The sequence below is a fragment of the Micromonospora lutea genome, from assembly GCF_016863535.1.
GTDB classification, from domain to species: domain Bacteria; phylum Actinomycetota; class Actinomycetes; order Mycobacteriales; family Micromonosporaceae; genus Micromonospora; species Micromonospora lutea.
Map to the genome: position 1 here is coordinate 26,126 of NZ_BOPB01000021.1, position 20,299 is coordinate 46,424.

Genomic DNA, 20,299 nt, shown 5'->3' on the forward strand with positions numbered 1-20,299 from the left:
TCCGCGCCGACCCGTCAGCTTTTGATCTTCAGTTTCGGATGTTCGGCCAGGTAGGCGTCGGCTTTGCCGGCGCGTAGCTCGGTGAGGAAGCGACGGCCCACGGAGGTCAGTTCCTCGCCCCGGTAGGCGTTGCCCCGGCCCACTGACGCACCGGGCAGCCCGACCAGCGTGACCGCCTGCGGCGGCAGCGTGCCGAGGGCGTACGCGAAGTCCACGATTCGCCGTCCACCGACGTAGAGCAGTGCGTCACCGAGCGCGGCGACCACCTGCTCGACCCGCTCGGGCTGCCGGGCCAGGTCCTGGTCGAGGATCTTCCCGATCAGGGCCCGGATCAGTTGCTGGTGATGGCGTTGCCGGGCATAGTCACCGCCGGGCAGGTAACGCTGGCGGGCGTAGTCGAGTGCCTGCCAGCCGTTGAGATGTTGATCGCCGGGTTCGTAGACCTTCTGCGGTCCGACGTAGCCGCCCACGCCCGGGCCGGGCTGCCGGTGTTTGCCGTCGGGCTGCCGGTGTCGCGACACCACCCGCTGGTCGATGCGGATGTCCACGCCGCCCAGGCTGTCGACCAACTCGTCGAAGCCGCCGAAGGTGAGCACCGCGCCCGCGTCGATGCGGAGGCCGGTGTAGTCGGTGACCGTACGGCGCAGCAGCTCGTACCCCTGGGCGGGGTCCGGTTGCTTGGGCCGGTCCGGTACCCGGCTGCCGTAGCTCATCGCGTGGGTGAGCTTGGTGCGCCCGCCCCGGTAGCCGGCCGGCTCGTACGCCGGGATCTCCACCACCAGGTCGCGGGGGAGGGAGAAGAGGTACGCCTGGGACAACCCCGCCGGTACGTGCAGCACGAGTACGGCGTCGGCGTGCGGCTCCCAGCCGGGCACGCTCACCCGGGTGTCCACCCCGACCAGCAGCAGGTTGAGCGGGCCGGTGATGTCGGCCCCGGGCGGCGGGCTGGGACTGGCACTGGCACTGGCACTGGGCGACGCGCTCGGACTGCCGGTGGCGGCGGTCGGTGCCCCACGGTCGCCGGCCGTACGAGCCACCACCACACCGATCACCGCGACCACCGTCAGCGTGGCCAGACCGGCCAGCACCAACGTCAACCGTCTCCGGTCTCCTCCGAGCATCTTCCCCCGCCTCCTTGGGCGTCCGTCGAAGTCCCTGGCCGACCTGCGACTCCGCCTCGGCTCGACGGAGGACTTCGACACCCGCCCTGGTTGATACCGGTCCAACGCGCTGAGCCGGGCTCGTGGTTGCGTCCCGGCCGGGCGAAACTGACGCGGTGCGGAGCATGATCGCGCGGAATCAGGTTCTGGCGCGAGGTCTACTCGCGAGTAATGATGCGTGCATGCGGTACGACGTGGTGGTCATCGGGTCGGGTTTCGGCGGCAGCGTCGCCGCGTTGCGACTGGCCGAGAAGGGCTACTCGGTCGGCGTACTGGAGGCGGGCCGGCGGTTCGCCGACGACGACTTCCCGCAGACGTCGTGGCGGCTGCGCCGCTTCCTGTGGGCGCCCAGGCTGGGCTGCTTCGGCATCCAGCGCATCACCCTGCTCCGGGCGGCCGACCGGCGGGCCGGCGGCGGGGTGCTGGTGCTGTCCGGGGCTGGGGTCGGTGGCGGTTCGCTGGTGTACGCCAACACCCTCTACGAACCGCTCGACGCCTTCTACGACGACCCGCAGTGGCGGCACCTCACCGACTGGCGGGCCGAACTGGCCCCCCACTACGACCAGGCGAAACGGATGCTCGGGGTGACCAGGTACCCGGTCACCACCGCGGCTGACCGGGCGATGCGGCAGGTCGCCGAGCGGATGGGAGTGGGGCACACCTTCCAGCCCACCCCGGTCGGTGTGCACCTCGGCCGGCCGGGAGAGCGGGTCGCCGACCCGTACTTCGGTGGCGCGGGCCCGGAGCGTACCGGCTGCACCCACTGCGGCGCCTGCATGACCGGCTGCCGGGTCGGGGCGAAGAACACGCTGGTCAAGAACTATCTCTGGCTGGCCGAGCGGCTCGGTGTCCGGATACATCCGCTGACCACGGTGACCGCGGTCCGGCCGGTCGACGGCGGGTACCAGGTGCACACCGAGCGCACCGGCGCCTGGCTGCGCCGCCGACCGCAGGTGATCCACGCCGATCAGGTGGTCTTCGCCGCCGGTGCGTTGGGTACCCAGCGACTGCTGCACAAGATGCGGGAAGGCGGCGACCTGCCCGGGCTCTCGTCCCGGCTCGGTGAGCTGACCCGCACCAACTCGGAGGCGATCCTCGGTGCCTCCGTGTCGCGCCGGAAGGCTCGTGAGCGGGGCGTGGACTTCACCGGAGGAGTGGCCATCACCAGCTCGTTCCACCCGGACCCGCAGACCCACATCGAGCCGGCTCGCTACGGTCGAGGCTCGAACGCGATGGGGCTGCTCCAGTCGCTGCTGGTCGACGGCGGTCCGCACCGCCTGCGAAGGTGGCTCGGGCAGTTGCTCCGGCAGCCCCGGTCGGCAGTCCGGATGCTCTCGGTGCGCCGCTGGTCGGAGCGTACGGTGATCGCTCTGGTCATGCAGTCGGCGGACAACTCGCTGACCCTCCGGCTGCGGCGTGGTCCACTCGGCCGCCGGCTTGTCTCCAGGCCGGGCCACGGCACCCCCAACCCGGCCTGGATCCCGGCCGGCAACGAGGCGGTCCGGCTGCTCGCCGAGGAGATCGACGGTACGCCGGGCGGCGCGCTGACCGAGCCGTTCGACATCCCGGTGACCGCGCACCTCCTGGGCGGAGCGGTGATCGGTGCCAGTCCCGACGACGGCGTGATCGACCCCTACCATCGCGTCTACGGCCATCCCGGCCTGCACGTCGTGGACGGTGCCGCCGTCTCGGCCAATCTGGGCGTCAATCCGTCCCTCACCATCACCGCCCAGGCCGAACGCGCCATGTCCCTCTGGCCCAACAAGGGCGACCCCGACCCCCGCCCCGCCCTGGGCTCCCCCTACCGCCGCCTCACCCCCACCCACCCCCACCCCACCCACCACCCCCTCCCCCCACCCCCTTGACGGCGATCATGCAGTTGTGGCACCTCCCAAAAGGTGAATATCGGTGCAAAACGAGCGCCACAACTGCATGATCGGCGGAGGGGTGGGGGAGGGGGGAGGTGCGATCACGCTCGGTAGGATTGGCGGCCATGAGCCTGCCGCGTCCAGTTCTCGTGGTCGACTTCGGAGCCCAGTACGCCCAGCTGATCGCGCGCCGGGTACGCGAGGCGAAGGTCTACTCCGAGATCGTCCCGCACACCATGCCCGTGGCCGAGATGCTGGCCCGCGACCCCGCCGCGATCATCCTCTCCGGCGGTCCGGCCAGCGTCTACGAGCCGGGAGCTCCGCAGGTCGATGACGGGCTGTTCACCGCAGGTGTGCCGGTCTTCGGCATCTGTTACGGATTCCAGGCGATGGCCCGCGCCCTCGGCGGCACGGTGACGCGCACCGGTGGCCGCGAGTACGGCGGCACTCCGCTGCGTCCCCGCCTGCTCGACCCGGGCGTACTGCTCCGCGACCTGCCGGCCGACCTGCCGGTCTGGATGAGCCACGGAGACTGCGTGACCGAGGCGCCCGAGGGTTTCACGGTGACCGCCGAGTCGGCGGGTGCACCGGTCGCCGCGTTCGAGGACGTGGCCGGACGGCGGGCCGGCGTGCAGTTCCACCCCGAGGTGGGGCACACCGCACACGGGCAGGAGATGCTGACCCGCTTCCTCTACGAGATCGCCGGGATCGAGCCCACCTGGACGGCCGAGAACATCATCGACGAGCAGGTCGCCCGGATCCGCGCGCAGGTCGGCGACAAGGAGGTCATCTGCGGTCTGAGTGGCGGGGTGGACTCGGCGGTCGCCGCCGCACTCGTGCACCGGGCTGTCGGAGACCAGCTCACCTGCGTCTTCGTTGACCATGGTCTGCTGCGCGCGGGCGAGGCCGAGCAGGTGGAGAAGGACTACGTCGCGGCCACCGGCATCAAGTTGAAGGTGGTCGACGCCGCCGACCGGTTCCTCGGCGCGCTGGCCGGGGTGACCGACCCGGAGCAGAAGCGCAAGATCATCGGTCGGGAGTTCATCCGGGTCTTCGAGGCCGCCGCCCGGGAGATCGCCTCGCACGGTGACGTCGAGTTCCTGGTGCAGGGCACCCTCTACCCGGACGTGGTCGAGTCCGGCGGCGGCACCGGCACCGCCAACATCAAGAGTCACCACAACGTCGGCGGGCTGCCGGACGATCTGAAGTTCGCCCTGGTCGAGCCGTTGCGCACGCTGTTCAAGGACGAGGTCCGTACCCTCGGTCTCCAGCTCGGGCTGCCCGAGGCGATGGTCTGGCGGCATCCCTTCCCCGGTCCGGGCCTGGCCATCCGGATCATCGGGGCGGTCGACCAGGAGCGGCTCGACGTGCTCCGCCGGGCCGACTTCATCGCCCGCCAGGAGCTCAGTGCCGCCGGCCTCGATCGGGACGTCTGGCAGTTCCCGGTGGTGCTGCTGGCCGACGTGCGTAGCGTCGGTGTGCAGGGTGACGGGCGCAGCTACGGGCATCCCGTGGTGCTGCGCCCGGTCTCCAGTGAGGACGCGATGACCGCCGACTGGTCCCGCCTGCCCTACGACGTGATCGCCCGGATCTCCACCCGGATCACCAACGAGGTGGCCGAGGTCAACCGAGTGGTGCTGGACGTCACCAGCAAGCCGCCGGGCACCATCGAATGGGAGTGACGGGCCACCCCGTCGACGCACGGTGACGGCGCATCACGCCGGCGGTTGAGGTGCGGACCTCGGTGCCGGCTCCGGGGTCGGTCCGGTGTCTGGCGTCGTGTCAGCCGGCGTCGGCGCGGTGCCGAGCGGGGTCGTCGGACCTTCGGTGCCTGCTGGCGGACTCTCGAGATGCGGGGCCGGCGGGGTCGGGTGGGGAGGCGGCGTCGCCGCCGGTGGCCAGGTGGTCGGGGCCGGGGCGGCCTGCGGTGCCGGTCCGGGAAACGGCCAGGCAGGGTGTGGTGTGGCGGCCGGCTGCGGCGGCACGCCGGCGGATCCGTGCGGCGCGCCCGCTGGTCCGTGCGGCATGCCGGTGGGTGCGGGTGGCGCGCCGGGTGCCGGGTGCGGCCAGGCGGGTGCGCCGGCCGGCTCCTCGGGCATCAGGAACCACATGATCGGGTACGCGAGGGCAGCGACACCGCCGGTCACCAGCGTGACGACGGCGAATGCCACCCGGACCAGGGTGGGGTCGACGGCGAAGTAGCGGCCGACGCCGCTCGCCACCCCGGCGATCATCCGGTCGGTGGTCGGACGGCGCAGTTGTCGGTACGGAGCGTGAGGTGTGGAGGTCATGTCTCCACGGTGCCCGTCGCGGAGCGTATCGACCTCGGTGACCGCCCGGATCCCTACCCTGAACTGCCTATCAGGGGCGAGTGATCAGTCAGGAATCCGACTCTTTTCCGCGTCGGTAACGGGTGACGGGGAGAATTTGGCTCCGTGACCACCATGCTGGAGCCGCTGCGCAGGATCGCGGCATACGCCGTCTGTACTGATTCCGTAGACCGAGTGTTGCTGGTCCGCGCATCGGAGCGCTCCGGCACCCCTGGCACCTGGTCCCTGCCCGGAGGGGCAGTCGACCACGGCGAGGATCCACACCACACAGTCGTACGCGAGACCGCCGCCGAGACCGGCCTGTCGGTGGCTGTCGCCGGCCTGCACGACGTGCTGGCCGACATGCGGGCACTGCCTGAGCGGGGCATCACGATCCATACCGACCGCCTGGTCTACCGGGCGTCGGTTCGGGGCGGCTCGCTCACCGACCGGGTCGACCGGCCGACCGACCTGGTTCGCTGGTTCACCCGGGACGAGGCGGCACAGCTGCCACTCCGCTCGTTCACCGCTCGGGCTCTCGGGCTGCCTGCCTCGTCGGCCGACATCGTGCCCGACGAAGCGCCGGAGTTTCCCTCGTTCTACGCGGTGCCCGGCCCGGACGGGCTGCACCGGGCGCAGCGCTTCGCCGCGTACGCCGTGGTCACCGACCCGGAGGGGCGGGTGCTGTTGACCCGGGTCTCCGACGGCTACCCGGGCGCGGGCTGCTGGCACCTGCCGGGCGGTGGCACGGACTACGGCGAGCAGCCCGGCGCGGCGCTGATCCGGGAGTTGGTCGAGGAGACCGGGCAGACCGGGCGGCTCGTCGGGCTGCTCGGGGTGGCCAGTCACCGGGACGCCGCCTCGCTCGGCCCGGAGGGTTACCCGATCGACTGGCACGGGGTGCGCGCCTTCTATCGCGTGGTGGTGGACCAACCGGCCCCGCCCACCGTTGGTGATGTCGGCGGCTCGACCTGCGAGGCCCGCTGGTTCGCCCGCGAGGAACTCGGCGCCCTGCCGTCCGACCGCCTGACCGAAGTCACCGCCGAAGCCGTCCAAGCCGCCCAACTGACCTAACCGACCCCTGCCCCGCGCCCACCCGCCCGGATGGGTTGATCATGAAGTTATTGTCAGGACACGCCAGGCGGAGGGCGATAACTTCATGATCGGCGTAAGCCGGGCGGGTGGGCCGGGTGGGGTGGGGGAGCAGGTGCGGCGGGTTGGGGCGTACGGGGTGCTGCGGGACGCCGAGCGGCGGGTGTTGCTGGTGCGCGGCTCCGCGCTGGCGGATTTCCCGGGAGTCTGGTCGCTGCCCGGAGGCGGGCTGGAGCATGGCGAACATCCCGCGCACGCGGTGGTCCGTGAGGTCACCGAGGAGACCGGGCTGACCGTCGAGGTGACCGGGCTGCGGGCGGTCGTCGCGGATGTGGTGCCGTACCCGGAGCTCGGGGTGGCGTTGCACACCGACCGGATGCTGTTCGACCTGACGATGGTGGGTGGGCGGCTGGGTGCCGAGCGCGACGGCAGCACCGACCTGGCCCGTTGGTTGACCCTGGACGAGGCGGCGCGCCTGCCGCTGCTGGCGTTCACCGCCGAAGCTCTCGATCTGCCGGTCGTTCCGTTACCGACAGGCGCGCTGCGTCGCCGGGAGCCGTTCGCCAGTCCGGGTGCCGGCCGCCGGGTCCGCTTCGGGGCGTACGGGGTGGTCACCGATCCCGACGGACGGGTGTTGCTGACATTGATCTCTGCGGGCTATCCCGGGGCGGGGAAATGGCACCTGCCCGGTGGGGGTACTGATCATGGTGAACAGCCCGTCATCGCGCTGCTACGGGAGTTGGTCGAAGAGGCTGGCCAGATGGGCAGGGTGATCGAGCTGGTCGGGGTGGACAATCTGCACAATCCGGCGGCCCTGGGGCCGGAGGGGTATCCCATCGACTGGCACGGCATCCGGGTCGTCTACCGGGTGCGGGTCGACCTGCCGAGCGAACCGGTAGTGACCGAGCTGGCTGGGGGCTCCACCGCTCGTGCCGCCTGGTTCGCCGCCTCCGAGCTGCGGAAACTCCCGTTGACTGAGATCGCCGAGACGATGCTTCTGTCGTCGAGGTGACTCCGCCGTCGCCGCCTCAGGCTGATCTCGCCACTCAGCCGGCGTGGAGGCCCTCCGGTACAGTCGATGCAGGGCAGGTGCAGGAAACGGGGGACGTTGTCCCGGATGGGAATAAGACGGCGGTTCGCGCGATTAAGGGAGATATAAGTACCGCCGGCAGCTATCGCCATTCCCCACCCCCCTGTGCGATGGTGTACTCCGCAAAACGGCTGCCGGGCCAGGAAGGTCCGGCACGAGACAGCCGGACGCCCGCTCACGTGGCGGTAAGTCGATCCGGTGATGGAGGAAACGTGCCGAGAGCCCCATGGCGCCGGCGTCGTACGACTGACAGCCCGCGTCCCGCAGGGCGAAGCTGGACGGGCCCGCTGCGCCGCAGCGGCACCCTCGCCCGCCAGGTCCTGCTGGTCCGCGTCGGCCGCCGAGGTGCGGAACTGCACGGTGGGACCGACGTGTTGCCCGAGCCCCGGTACCAGGACCGCCCGCGTCGCCGGTACGGCCTCAAGCGGTTCCACCGCACCGGGATGGAAACGATCGCCCCGGTCAGCCCGCTGGTCGGTCCGGTCGCGGTCAACCCGCCCGTCGCACCGGCTCCGGTGCTGGACGAATCGACAGCGACACCGGTCCCGCTGCTGCCGGGTGAGCGAACCCCGGCCCGGCGGATGAAGTTCGCCCTGGTCAACGCCTGCACCCTGGCCAGCCTGCTGCTCGGCATCAACGCGATCTTCGTCGCCATGCAGGGCGAGGTGCGGCTGGCCGCGTTCCTCCTGATCGCCTGCGTCGCGTTCGACGGCCTGGACGGTGCCCTGGCCCGCAAGCTCGGGGTGTCCAGCCCCTTCGGCGCCCAGATGGACTCGCTGGCCGACATGTGCTCCTTCGGGCTCGCCGCACCCGTGGTGGTCTACGCGTCGTTGGCCGGCTCCGCGCCGACGGCCGCCGCCGCGGTGGCCGCCGCGCTCGTCGCCGCCTGCGCCGCCATCCGCCTGGCGCGGTTCAACGTCTCGCCCAACGACGGTCGGTTCTTCTCCGGCGTACCCACCACGATGGCCGCCGCCGTGCTCGCCCTGATGGTCGTGATCGGCATGCCGGTACCGGGCGCGGTGCAGATCGCCGGGGTGGCGCTGCTCGCCTTCACCATGGTCAGCAGCTTCCCGTACGCCAAGCTCGCCCGCCTGCTCAAGCTGCCGCCGTGGGTCTGGCTCGCTCCGGTGGTCGGTGCCCTGATCGACGTCCGGCTCACCTTCGGGCTGATCGTGGTCGGCTATTTGATCAGCGGCCCGGTGCTCTGGCTGCGTCAGCGCCGCACCATCGTCTGATCCGGTAGCTCTACGGAAAGGGGCGTCGCGGCCAGGCCGCGACGCCCCTTTCCGCTGTGCCCGACTCGTGGCACCGCGCCGTGTCCGGGCTGGTTGGGGGCCGGTGCTGCCGTGCCCCCGGGCCCGGGCGTCGATCGCCCGGCTCAGCGCCAGCGGGCGATCACGCTCGATCCACCGATCACCTTGTCACCCGGCCCGACGAGCGGCTCGGCCGCCTCTGCCGGCAGGTAGACGTCGGTGCGCGAGCCGAAGCGGATCAGCCCGAACCGCTCGCCGCGGGCCAGCAACGCACCGATCGGAGCGCGTTGCACGATCCGGCGGGCGATGAGACCGGTCCGCTGGGCCACCACCACGGTGCCGTGGGTGGTTTCCAGCACCGTGTAAGCGGCCACGTTGTGCTCCGCGTCCGGCTTCATCGCGTTGACGAACCCGCCGTCGGCGACGAAGTAGTCGACCACCCTGCCGGCCACCGGGGAACGGTTGACGTGCACGTCGAGCACCGACAGGAAGACCGCGATCCGCAGGAACTCGCCGTCGCCGAAACGCTCGTCGGTCAGGCGTTGCACCGACAGCACCTGACCGTCGGCGGCAGCCACCACCGCCGAGGGATCCTCCGGCACGTCGCGCTCCGGATCCCGGAAGAAGGCGGCCACCGGCGCGGCGGCCAGCGCGGGCACCAGCCAGAGCTTCGACTTCGGTCGGGCCAGTCGGGTCAACGCGGCCAGCCCGAGGGCGATGCCGGCGGCGGCGACCCCGTTGGAATCGATGTGCATGTCGCGGCTGAGCGGCACACTCGACGGCCGGTAGGCGGGAGCGAGCTGCTCCGCCGCTGCCGCGTCAGCCGGGGTGAAGCGGAGCCGGTACACGCGTACCGGTGGGTTGTTGCGCAGCACCAGGTCGTTGCCGACGCCGTACAGCGCGCCCTGCCGCTCCAACTCGCCGGCGGCGCCGGCGGTCCGGGCGACGGCGGTGGCGACACTGAGCACCGCGCCGTCGGCCAGGTACTTGGTCAGGCCCTCGATGGTGGTGCGAGCCTCGTCAGCAGTGCCGGTGAACGCCTCGGCGGCGATGACGACCGCGGCGGCCTCCGCCTCGGCGAGGCTGTCCACAACCCGGACCCGGTCGTCGACCCAGCGGCCCTGCGCGGTGATGTGTTCCCGCAGCGCTGTGGCGTTGACGTGCTCGGCGGGTACCACGGTGAGGGTGTCGCCGGGCAGCATCGCTTCGATCGCCGCGGCCAGCACCGCGGACTCCGGAGCCGCGCCGACCAGGAGGGCGGCCTTCGGGTCGTTGATCCGGGCAAGCTCGGAGACGAGGGTACGGGCGGCACGCTCGCCGAGGCGGACCGGACCGGATCGGTCGGGCGTACGCACGGCGGGGGACTGGGTCATGTCGAACGGACTCCTGACGAGTAGAGGCGACTGACGCGAGGATCACCGCCGGCGGCGCGGTCAGCCCGGCCAGGAACGGCCGGTGCGAGCCCGGCAGCCCGCAGGGAATGCGGACCGGCCGACGCCGACGGGAGCACACGGCCAGCATAGGCGGAGGGCGACCGCTGCCGCACGGTCAGGCGTCGTGCCCCGGCCGTCGGGGCGGTGACACGTCGTCCCCGCCGAACAGATCGAGCGTACGGCTCTCCTGCGGCTCCTGGTCGGCTGCCATCTGCGGGCTGCCCGAGGTCCGGGTACCCGCCATCGGGGGTTCGGGATCTGCCGTGTCCGGGAGCGGGTCGGTGGCGGCACCAGCGTCCGGCGCGACGACGTCCCGGCCGGTGTCGTCAGGGGCGTCGGCCGGGGTCGGCCGACCGTTGTACCGGCTGGAGCGTAGGGCACCGACCAGGCCGAGCCCACCGACCAGGATCAGCCCACCGGCCAGGAACCAGCCGACCGGTGGCAGCACCAGACCTAGCACCTGGGCGAGCAGCCACCAGGCGGCGAGTGCGAGGAAGAGCAGCCCGAAGGCGAATGACACCAGATCGGTACGGTGAGCCTTCACCTGGTCACCTCCATGTGTCCGGCATTGATGTGCAGGTTCAGGCGCAGCTTTCCGCCCCCGACGCCGTCCGGGCCGAGATCGACGATGTCGGCGAGCCGGTCGTCCATCCCCCGCGCGCGCTGGCCGAAGACGTTCGCGTCACCGGCGGTCACCTGGGTCACCGCCGTGACGTCCACGTTCGGCGGTACCACCACCGTGGCCTCGCCGAAGTTGATCACAACGGTGATCTCGGTCTCCTGCTGGCTGAAGTCGATCGCCCGTAGATCGAGCACCGCGTCGTTGAAGCTCTGTTCGTACCGGACGGCGAGATCGCGGTGGTTCGCCGGTGCCCAGGTGACCGCGCCGTCCACGCCGCGTACCCGGTCGTAGGACTCGACGACGGTGACCACGGCCAGGGCGGCGGCGGTAACGAGGCCGAGCGCGATCAGCCAGCGGGCCCGACCGAACCAGGTACCCGCGAGCAGGCCGAGACCGATCACGGCGAGTGCCGCGGCGAAGTAGGCCGACGCGCCGATCGGGAAGACGTCCAGCAGGTCGAGAACGCCGACCAGCCCCAACGCGACAAAGATCAACGAGAAGGTCACCGCCCCCAGGGCCGATCGCTCCCGTGGCTTGCGGGGTGGCTTCGGCCTGGGCGGTGGCGGAGGCGGCGGCGCCACCTTCGGCGGCCCGGCGTAGGGGCCGTGTGGTGCGAACGGCGGACGGTAGATCGGCGGGGTGACCGGTGGGCCCGACGCCGTGGCGCTCGTCGGCCACGACGGCGTAGGGGGCAGCTGCATGGTCGACTCCTCAGGCCTGGCGGGTGCCGACGGCACGGGCGGTGCCGAGGGCACGCCGGGCGTCGTGCCGGGTGGGTGGAACGCGGGTGGCGCGACGGTCGCGGTCCGGCCGAATTCCGGATAGGCCGCCGGGTAGGCGGTCGGCCCGGGATAGCTGACCGGTGGCACCGGACCAGGTGGCGGGGGTGGGCTCGCGGGAACGTCCGCACCCGGGGCGCCGGGCGCGGGCCCCGGCGGGCCGGGGCGCGTTTCGCGCTGCTGACGGTTGAGCAGCAGCGCGCCGCCGACCAGGATGGCCGCGCCGAGCAGTACCGCACGGAAGGCGTCGGTGACGACGAAGCCGAAGCCCACTGCCACCACGACACCGAGGATGATCACGGTGACCGGCGACATGCTGGAGCGCCCGCGGCCCAGCATGGACTCGACGGGCGAGGCGCTGTCACCCTCGCCTGGGATGATCAACCAGGCGGCGACGTAGACCAGAATGCCGATGCCGCCGAAGAAGCCCAGGACCGCCAGCAGCACTCGCCAGAGCACCGGGTCGGTGTTGGTGGCCCGGCCCACGGCAGCGCAGACGCCGGCCAGGTAACGGCCGTCCCGGGGGCGGACCAGCCCGTACCGCGAGGTGAAGCCGGCACCGCCGAAGGGCTGGCCACCCCCCGGCGGCGGCCCGCCGGGCCCACCGGGCTCACCGGACCAGCCGGGTCCCCCCGGCACGCCTGGTCCGCCATGCTCCCCCGGCCGCCCCCCCGGCCCCCCCGGCCCCCCCGGCCTACCCGGCCCACCAGGCCCCCCCGGCCCGGCGGGTGGTGGTGCTGCGGGGCCGTCCCATGCCGCCTCGTCGGTGGGTGGTGGCGCGGCGGCGACGGGTGGAGGTGCGTCGTCCCACGCCGTGCCGCCGGTGGGCGCGCGTCCGACGGCCGGTGCGGCCCGGTCGTCCGCCCCGGCGCCGGGAGATTCGGGTACGCCCGGCCGGGCGGCCGCCGGAGGTGTCGGCTCCGGTTCGGTCGGCCCCGGCCGGTGCGGCTGGGCAGCGTCGTCGGTCATGCCTCGATCCTGCTGCGCTTGACGCCCGACCGTCCTCCGGCGGCGACCCTGACCCCACCCTGAGATCCGGCCCGCCGGAATGTCGGGGGCGTCCCCGTGGTCGGGTGGCCACGGCGCGTGTGACGATCGGATCGGTGCCGGAACCTCTCGCCTGTCGTCCGGCCCGACCGTCCTGACCAGGGAGCTCGCGATCAGCAGCAGCAGCCAACCACCTCGCCTCTTCCGCGCTCCGGAGCACCGGATGGCGGCCGGGGTGGCCGCCGGCATCGCCGAGCACCTCGGAGTCCCGGTGGTCCGGGTCCGGGTCGCCTTCATGGTGCTGCTCGGACTGAGCGGGCTGGGTCTGCTGCTCTACGCGGCTTTCTGGGCGGTCGTGCCGCTGCGGCCTGGTGACACCGCCGTACCGCCTCGCCGTGACGTTGGCCAGCTGCTGCCGTTCGTGGCCATCGGGCTCGGTGTGCTGCTGATCCAGGTGATGGTCTTCGACTCGATCGGCGCGGCCGGCACCGCGGGTTGGTTGGTCGCCATCATCGCGGTCGGCGCCGGCGTGATCTGGCACCAGTCAGCGCCCGAGCGGCGGCGTCAGTGGGGCGAGTCGATGCCCGTACCCTGGCTCGGCGCGGTGATAGAGGAGAGCGACCGGCGGGCGTTCGTGCTCCGCTTCGTCGGCGGCGGGGTACTGGTCGCGGTCGGCATCATCGGGGTGGCTGCGGTCTACTCCCCGGCGCAGAACCTCGACGCCGTCATCAACGGCGTGATCTTCGCACTGGTCGGGCTGGCCGGTGTCGGGGTGGTGGCCGCGCCGGTGCTCTGGCGTACCTGGAACCAACTTCGCTCGGAGCGCGAGGGCCGCATACGCGAGCAGGAGCGGGCCGAGCTGGCAGCCATGGTGCACGACCAGGTGCTGCACACCCTCGCCTTGATCCAGCGCAACGCCAGCGACGTCAAGACCGTGCAGCGGCTCGCCCGGGGACAGGAGCGCTCGCTGCGCAACTGGCTCTACAAGCCCACCGCGTCACCCACCGAACGCCTCGCCGCCGCGTTGGAACAAGCCGCGGCAGAGGTGGAGGACACCTTCGCGATGACGGTGGAAGCGGTCGTGGTGGGTGACCGGGAGACCGACGAGCGGGTCGGCGCGCTGGTGGCCGCGGCGCGTGAGGCGCTGGTGAACGCCGCTCGGCACGCCGGCGTGCAGACCGTCTCGCTCTACGCGGAGGTCGAGCCCGAACAGGTAAGTGTCTTCGTACGGGATCGGGGTGTGGGGTTCGACCCGGATACGGTGGAGGACCATCGGCACGGTGTCCGGGGCTCGATCGTCGGGCGGATGAAGCGGCACGGTGGCCGGGCGGAGATCCGCTCCCGGCCTGGAGAGGGGACCGAGGTCCGGTTGATCCTGCCGATCTCCCGGGACTCGGCCACGGCGGAGAGGGACAGATGATGGCCGAGCAGTCGACGCCACCCGTCGAATCGGAAGGCACCGGGCCCGGTCGGCTGCGGGTGTTCCTGGTCGACGACCACGCCATGTTCCGAGCGGGGGTACGCGCCGAACTCGGCGCGCACGTCGAGGTGGTGGGCGAGGCGAGCACGGTGTCCGAGGCGGTCAGCCGGATCGCGGCCACTGGACCGGACGTGGTGCTGCTCGACGTACACATGCCCGACGGTGGTGGTCGGGCCGTGCTGGAGGCGATGCGGCGCAGCCATCCCCAGGTGCGATTCCTGGCGCTCAGCGTCTCCGACGCCGCCGAGGACGTGATCGGGCTGATCCGGGCCGGCGCGCGGGGCTATGTCACCAAGACCATCTCACCGGACGAACTGGCCGCCGCGATCCGGCGGGTGGCCGACGGCGACGCGGTGTTCAGTCCGCGCCTGGCCGGCTTCGTGCTGGACGCCTTCGCGGCCCGTCCGGACGCGCCGGTCGCGGACCCGGAGCTCGACCAGTTGACCAACCGGGAACGAGAGGTGCTGCGGCTGCTCGCCCGGGGGTACGCGTACAAGGAGATCGCCCGGGAGCTGTACATCTCGATCAAGACGGTCGAGACCCACGTCTCCAACGTGTTGCGCAAGCTCCAGATGTCCAACCGCTACGAGTTGTCCCGCTGGGCGGCGGACCGGCGCTTGGTATAACCGACCTTTCTGGCAGATGTGACCAATACGGGCTGCGGGGCGTGACTTTTGATCAAGTCGCGGTCGATAATCCCCCTCGCCTTTCCCTGCGTGCGGATGCCGCTCATCCCGCGGGAGGGGCGACTCCGGCCGCCCGCGCGTACGCGGGTCACTCCCTGCCCGAGAGGTGCACGAAACTCATGATCGGACAACGAGGACGGCGCTGGGCGCGGATCGCGCTCGCAGCCGTCACCGGCGGTGCGCTGGCGCTTGGTGCCGCCGCGCCGGCCGCCGCCGAAGCCCCGGCCACCGGTGTGGCGAAGGCGGTGCCGGGCAGCAGCGTCAAGCTCCTGCTGGACGGCAAGGCCAAGCGGACCTCGGCGCTGGCCATCGAAATCGAGGGCAAGCGCGTCACGGCCTACTGCATCGACTACCACACCAGCGTCGCCATCGACGGCACCTACCAGGAGGGCACCTGGGACGCCTCCCAGGTGAAGAACCTCGCGAAGGTCCAGTGGGTGCTCACTCACGGCCACCCCAACGCCGATTCCGCCGCGTTGCTCGCCGCCGCCGGCGCCACCATGCCCGACGGGACGAACGAGCAGGAAAGTGTCAACCTGCTCTACTTCGGCACGCAGACCGCTGTGTGGCACTTCAGTGACGGCATCAAGCTCGGTGACTGGGTCGCCGGGCGCGACCTGCTCAGCAAGTCGAAGTACGACGTGATCAAGAAGGTTCACGACTACCTGGTCGCGAACGCCACCGACCAGCCCGAGCCGAGGGCCGAGCTGAGCATCGACCCGACCACGGCGACCGCGACGGTCGGCGAGAAGGCCGGGCCCTTCACCGTGAAGGGTCCGGCGGGTGACATCACGCTGGCGGTCACCGGCGGAACGGCTGTCGACGCCGAGGGCGCGCCGGTCTCCACCACCAGCAACGGGGGCCAGTTCTGGCTCACCGCCGAGGGCGCCGGCGAGGTCAGTGTGACCGCGTCCGCCGCCGACTCGGTCTCCTTCGGCCGGGTTTTCCTCTACACCGGCAAGAAGGCGGCGCAGAAGCTCATCCTGGGCGGCAGCACCGGCGCCACGGTGACCGCCAAGGCGGCTGCCACCTTCGCCGAGGCACCGTCCCCGCAGCCGAGCCCGGAGCCCGAGCCCACGACGCCGCAGCCGTCCCCGTCCACCCCGGCGGACTCCCCGTCGCCCTCGCCGAGCACTCCCGAGGAGTCCCCGGCGAGCCCGGCCCCGTCCACCTCGCCGGCCTCCAACGACGGTGGTCTGCCGCTGACCGGCGCGCCGATCGTCACCGCGATCGCCGCCGGACTGGTGCTCCTGATCGCGGGCGCGGTCACCGTTCTGGTGCTGCGTCGCCGCAGGGTCCACTTCACGGCCTGATCGCCACGGCCTAGCCCGGCCCGACCCCGGATCCCGACATCATGCGGATCCGGGGTCGGACCCGTTTCGGCCTAGGAATTTCCTCCGCGCACCGCGATCGGCCGCTGGTCTGGAATCGAGCTCATACTTTCGGGTAACATCGGCAGGAGTGGCGGGACTCACGTCGATGCTCCAGCTGGTTCGCGGAGTCGTCGGCCCCCGGTCACCTGACGCTCGGCTGAGCGCGGAAATGCGGTTGACGAGCAGCTCATACCATGCCTCCGGGCTGTCGGAGAGGCGGCTGCGGGTCGATGTCGGCACCGTCCCGGGCGGGTATCGGCTTGATAACACGCCTTCCCGCTTGGGCGCATCCAGTGTCACAGTTGCAGGCACCTCACAACCCCCTCGTGAGCCGAGCGCCCTGAGGAGGCACTCCCATGCGCGGGAAATTCCTGAAGGTGGCGGTCGCGGCGACCGCCACCGCCATGTTGGCCACCGCCTGTGGCGGCGGTGGCGACGACAGCAACGACTCGAGCGGCCAGTCTGGCGGCACGCTCCGCGTCTACAACTCGGAACCGGCGTTCCTGACGCCGTCCGGTGGTGACGACGAGCCGTCGATCTACGTGCTCCGTCAGCTGTATCGCGGTCTGGTCAAGTACAACGCCGAGACCTCCGCGGTCGAGATGGACCTGGCCGAGTCGATCGAATCGGACGACCAGAAGGTCTGGACGATCAAGCTCAAGAGCGGCTACACCTTCGACAACGGTGAGCCGGTCAACGCCGACGCCTTCATCCGGTCCTGGAACTTCGCCGCCTACGCGCCGAACACCCAGAACAACGGCTACTTCATGAAGCGCATCGCCGGCATCAAGGACGTGTCGCCCGAGGGCGAGGGCGCGGAGCCCACCGCCAAGGAGCTCTCCGGCCTGAAGAAGGTCGACGACCTCACCTTCACCGTCGAGCTGGAAGCGCCCTTCTCCGGCTTCCCGACGACGGTCGGCTACGTGGGCTTCTTCCCGATGGCCCAGGCGTGCGTCGACGACATCAAGGCGTGCAGCGAGAAGCCGATCGGTAACGGCCCCTACAAGATGGATGGCAGCTGGCAGCACAACGTCGCCATCAACCTGGTCCGCAGCGACACCTGGAAGGGTGAGCCTGGCAAGCCGGACCGGATCGAGTACAAGATCTTTGCTGACGTCGACGCTGGTTACGCCGCCTTCCAGGCCGGCGAGCTGGACGTGATGTTCACCCTGCCGCCGGCCCGCTACAAGGAGGCCAAGGCCACCTACGGCGACCGGATGTACGAGCAGCCAGGTGACAGCTTCACCTATGTCGGCATGCCGCTGTACCAGGACGACTTCAAGGACAAGCGGATCCGCCAGGCGCTGTCGCTGTCGATCGACCGCCAGTCGATCATCGACGCGGTCTTCGACGGCCGGTTCACCCCGGCCACCGGCTTCGTCGCCCCGACCTTCGAGGGTGCCCGTGAGGGTGTCTGCAAGTACTGCACGAAGGACGTCGAGAAGGCGAAGCAGCTGCTGGCCGAGGCTGGCGGCTGGCCGGCCGGCAAGAAGCTGACTCTCTGGGCGAACGCCGGTGCCGGCCACGACCAGTGGCTGCAGGCGGTCGGTGACCAGATCAAGGAGGCCCTGGGCATCGACTACGAGCTCAAGGTCAACCTGCAGTTCCCCGAGTACCTCGAGACGGCGGACAAGAAGAACTTCACCGGTCCGTACCGTCTCGGCTGGGGCCCGGACTACCCGTTCATGGAGACCTACCTCTACCCGCTGTACGGCACCGGTGCCGGCAGCAACAACTCGGGCTACACGAACGAGGCCTTCGACAACCTGCTGAAGGAGGGTGACTCGGCCGACTCGATCGAGGCCGCGATCCCGTCCTACCAGAAGGCGGAGGACATCCTCGGCGAGGACCTGCCGGTCATCCCGATGTGGTTCAACAAGGTTGGCGCGGTCTACAGCGAGAACGTCGACCAGTTCGTCTGGAACGCCGTCTCGGATGCCGACTACGGTGCGACTTCGCTGAAGCAGAACTGAGCTTCAGCCGCCTGATCCTGCCGTAATACGACGTGGCGGCAACGGTGACCCAACAGGGTGATCGTTGCCGCCACGTCAGCGCCGAGAGGAGACCCCGTCATGGGGCGCTACGTCATTCGACGGTTGCTCCAGTTCATCCCCACCGTGCTGGGCACCATGTTCCTCCTGCACTACATGACCTCGCTGGCGATCCAGTTCAGCGGGAATCCGGCAAGGGCCCTGTTCGGGGACCGGACTCCGCCGCCCGCGCTACTCCAGGCGATCACCGAGCGACTCGGCTATGACAACCCCTGCCTGGACCAGCGGGGCAACCCCTGCTTCGGACTCTTCCTGGACCGCCTGCAGAACATTTTCCTCCATTTCGACTTCGGCGTTAACCTGCGCCAGCGGGAGGTCACCGAGCTGGTCGCCGACGCCATTCCGTTCACCCTCAAGCTGTTGGTGATCGCGATCGTCTTTGAGGCCGTCGTCGGCATCGCGGCGGGCGTGTTGGCGGGTCTGCGTGGTGGCAGCTTCCTCGACTACACGGTGAAGATCAGCACCGTCTTCGTCATCTCGGTACCGATCTTCGTGCTCGGTCTGGTGGTGCGGGAGTTCGTCGGGGTCAAGCTCGGCAACGTGCTGAGGGGGCAGGACTGGATCCCGGACCTGATCTCCGTGGGCGTGTTCACCCCCGGCTTCAAAGCCGACTATCCCTTCGCCAGCCTGATCATCCCAGGCATGGTGCTCGGCGCAGTCTCGCTCGCCACCACCGCCCGGCTCACCCGGACCAGCATCATGGAGAACATCCGGGCCGACTACGTCCGCACCGCCAAGGCCAAGGGCCTGACCAACAAGCGCGTCATCGGCGTGCACACGCTCCGCAACTCGCTGATCCCCGTGATCACCTTCCTCGGCGTCGACATCGGCGCCGCGATGGGCGGCGCGGTCGTCACCGAGACGATCTTCAACGTGCCGGGTATCGGTCGGCTGGTGACGATGTCCGCCCGCACCGGCGAGTCATCGGTGGTGATCGGCGTGGTGACCATGCTGGTGCTGGTCGTCCTGATCGCCAACCTGCTGGTCGACCTCATGTACGCCGTGCTCGATCCGAGGATCCGCTATGAGTGACCGGACCGTGGTGACGACACGTACGCAGGGTCTTCCGACCGCTCCCGGCGACCGGTGGAGCGAGATGAGGTGTGAGCATGAGTGACCTGACGAGCGCGGGTAGTGCCGTCGGCGGTGCGCCGGTGGGCGGTGACGGCCCGACGACGGAGCCGTCGGCCGGCGGTAAGGAGCGCAGCACCAGCCTCTGGGCGGATGCCCGGCGACAGTTGCTGCGCGACCCGATCTTTGTGATCGCCTTCCTCTACATCGTTGTCGTCGGTTCGATGGCGGCCTTCCCGAAGCTCTGGACGAGCCAGGACCCGCGTGCCTGCAGCACCGACCGGTCCCGGGTCTCGCCGAGCTGGGAGCATCCGTTCGGCACCGACATCCTGGGCTGCGACTACTATTCGCACGCCATCTACGGTGCCCGGCCCTCAATGGTGATCGCGGTAATGGCCACCAGCGGTATCGTGATCTTTGGTGGGTTGCTCGGTCTGCTCGCCGGGTACTACGGCGGCTGGGTCGACACGATCATCTCCCGGCTGATGGACATTGTCCTGTCGCTGCCGTTCCTGCTCGGCGCGATCGTGTTCCTCACGGTCATCAAGCGGCAGAACATCTGGACGATCGCCCTGGTGCTCTTCGCCCTCGCCTGGCCGACCATCGCCCGGATCATCCGGGGCAGCGTCATCTCGTCGAAGGACCTGGACTACGTGCACGCCGCGAAGGCGGTCGGGGCCCGCAACTCGCGACTGATGTTCCGGCACATCCTGCCGAACGCGATCGCGCCGATGCTGGTGTACGCCACCATCGTGCTCGGCGCGTTCGTCGCCGCTGAGGCCACGTTGACCTTCCTCGGTGTCGGGCTCCAGGCACCGGCCCAGTCGTGGGGAACAATGATCTCGGTCCACCAGGTCTACTTCCTGGAGGATCCGTGGCTGCTGCTCTTCCCCTGTGGTCTGCTGGTCGGCACGGTGCTGTCCTTCATCCTCATGGGTGACGCCCTGCGTGACGCCCTCGACCCGAAGTTCCGGTGAGTCTGATGAGCGAGTCTCAGCGAACGAGTCGTCAGCCCAGGGCGACGGTGCCTCACGAGGGCACGGAG

Annotated in this window: 15 protein-coding genes and 1 pseudogene; 11 read left to right on the forward strand and 5 right to left on the reverse strand. The window is 70.5% G+C overall.

The features are described from left to right. Nucleotides 1-14 precede the first annotated feature (14 nt). On the reverse strand, nt 15-1,121 hold the full coding sequence (locus tag Vlu01_RS18520) for an LCP family protein (protein ID WP_204001185.1): 1,107 nt from the start codon (nt 1,119-1,121) through the stop codon (nt 15-17). Between the two features lie 221 nt (nt 1,122-1,342). Here Vlu01_RS18520 and Vlu01_RS18525 point away from each other — a divergent pair, with 221 nt between their 5' ends. Beyond that, nucleotides 1,343-3,025: an FAD-dependent oxidoreductase gene (locus tag Vlu01_RS18525; RefSeq protein ID WP_204001187.1), complete on the forward strand. Its 1,683-nt coding sequence runs from the start codon at nt 1,343-1,345 to the stop codon at nt 3,023-3,025. 128 nt (nt 3,026-3,153) lie between these two features. After that, nucleotides 3,154-4,710, forward strand: a complete 1,557-nt coding sequence (guaA, locus tag Vlu01_RS18530) for a glutamine-hydrolyzing GMP synthase (protein WP_204001189.1) — start codon at nt 3,154-3,156, stop codon at nt 4,708-4,710. Between the two features lie 33 nt (nt 4,711-4,743). Here guaA and Vlu01_RS27955 read toward each other — a convergent pair whose 3' ends face one another. Beyond that, entirely contained in the window at nt 4,744-5,319 is a 576-nt protein-coding gene (locus Vlu01_RS27955) for a PspC domain-containing protein (RefSeq protein ID WP_373307439.1), read from the reverse strand. 144 nt (nt 5,320-5,463) lie between these two features. Here Vlu01_RS27955 and Vlu01_RS18540 point away from each other — a divergent pair, with 144 nt between their 5' ends. The 3 genes from Vlu01_RS18540 (at nt 5,464) to Vlu01_RS18550 (ending at nt 8,754) form a co-directional block, all read left to right on the forward strand. After that, nucleotides 5,464-6,411, forward strand: a complete 948-nt coding sequence (locus tag Vlu01_RS18540; RefSeq protein WP_204001191.1) for an NUDIX hydrolase — start codon at nt 5,464-5,466, stop codon at nt 6,409-6,411. 85 nt (nt 6,412-6,496) lie between these two features. Continuing rightward, nucleotides 6,497-7,441 (forward strand): NUDIX hydrolase, encoded by a 945-nt coding sequence (locus Vlu01_RS18545; protein ID WP_204001193.1) that lies wholly within the window; start codon nt 6,497-6,499, stop codon nt 7,439-7,441. Nucleotides 7,442-7,806: 365 nt separating this feature from the next. Further along, the gene (locus Vlu01_RS18550; RefSeq protein ID WP_204001402.1) at nt 7,807-8,754 is read left to right on the forward strand and encodes a CDP-alcohol phosphatidyltransferase family protein; all 948 of its coding nucleotides are present in this window, start codon (nt 7,807-7,809) and stop codon (nt 8,752-8,754) included. Between the two features lie 143 nt (nt 8,755-8,897). Here the strand turns inward: Vlu01_RS18550 and Vlu01_RS18555 are convergent, their stop codons facing one another. The 3 genes and pseudogenes from Vlu01_RS18555 to Vlu01_RS18565 form a co-directional block, all read right to left on the reverse strand. Further along, a complete protein-coding gene (locus tag Vlu01_RS18555) occupies nt 8,898-10,145 on the reverse strand; it encodes a phosphatidylserine decarboxylase (RefSeq protein WP_204001195.1) in 1,248 nt (415 codons plus the stop codon). 316 nt (nt 10,146-10,461) lie between these two features. Beyond that, a pseudogene (locus Vlu01_RS27960) lies at nt 10,462-10,749 on the reverse strand (hypothetical protein); the annotation flags it as partial. Beyond that, nucleotides 10,746-12,245 carry a PspC domain-containing protein gene (locus Vlu01_RS18565; RefSeq protein ID WP_204001197.1) on the reverse strand — a complete coding sequence of 500 codons (1,500 nt, stop codon included), beginning with the start codon at nt 12,243-12,245 and terminating at the stop codon, nt 10,746-10,748. The gene Vlu01_RS18565 and the pseudogene Vlu01_RS27960, both read right to left, overlap by 4 nt. A gap of 502 nt (nt 12,246-12,747) precedes the next feature. On the opposite strand from Vlu01_RS18565, the gene Vlu01_RS18570 reads away from it, so the two are divergent. The 6 genes from Vlu01_RS18570 to Vlu01_RS18595 all read left to right on the forward strand — a co-directional run bounded on the left by Vlu01_RS18570 (nt 12,748) and on the right by Vlu01_RS18595 (nt 20,231). Then, entirely contained in the window at nt 12,748-14,013 is a 1,266-nt protein-coding gene (locus Vlu01_RS18570; RefSeq protein ID WP_204001404.1) for an ATP-binding protein, read from the forward strand. Continuing rightward, on the forward strand, nt 14,013-14,699 hold the full coding sequence (locus Vlu01_RS18575) for a response regulator (protein WP_204001407.1): 687 nt from the start codon (nt 14,013-14,015) through the stop codon (nt 14,697-14,699). Before Vlu01_RS18570 ends, Vlu01_RS18575 begins: the two co-directional genes overlap by 1 nt. A gap of 179 nt (nt 14,700-14,878) precedes the next feature. Then, the gene (locus Vlu01_RS18580) at nt 14,879-16,072 is read left to right on the forward strand and encodes a thioester domain-containing protein (protein ID WP_204001199.1); all 1,194 of its coding nucleotides are present in this window, start codon (nt 14,879-14,881) and stop codon (nt 16,070-16,072) included. Between the two features lie 416 nt (nt 16,073-16,488). After that, nucleotides 16,489-18,105 carry a peptide ABC transporter substrate-binding protein gene (locus Vlu01_RS18585; RefSeq protein ID WP_204001201.1) on the forward strand — a complete coding sequence of 539 codons (1,617 nt, stop codon included), beginning with the start codon at nt 16,489-16,491 and terminating at the stop codon, nt 18,103-18,105. A gap of 99 nt (nt 18,106-18,204) precedes the next feature. Continuing rightward, nucleotides 18,205-19,215, forward strand: a complete 1,011-nt coding sequence (locus Vlu01_RS18590; protein WP_204001204.1) for an ABC transporter permease — start codon at nt 18,205-18,207, stop codon at nt 19,213-19,215. A gap of 77 nt (nt 19,216-19,292) precedes the next feature. Further along, nucleotides 19,293-20,231: an ABC transporter permease gene (locus Vlu01_RS18595; RefSeq protein WP_204001207.1), complete on the forward strand. Its 939-nt coding sequence runs from the start codon at nt 19,293-19,295 to the stop codon at nt 20,229-20,231. Nucleotides 20,232-20,299 lie beyond the last annotated feature (68 nt).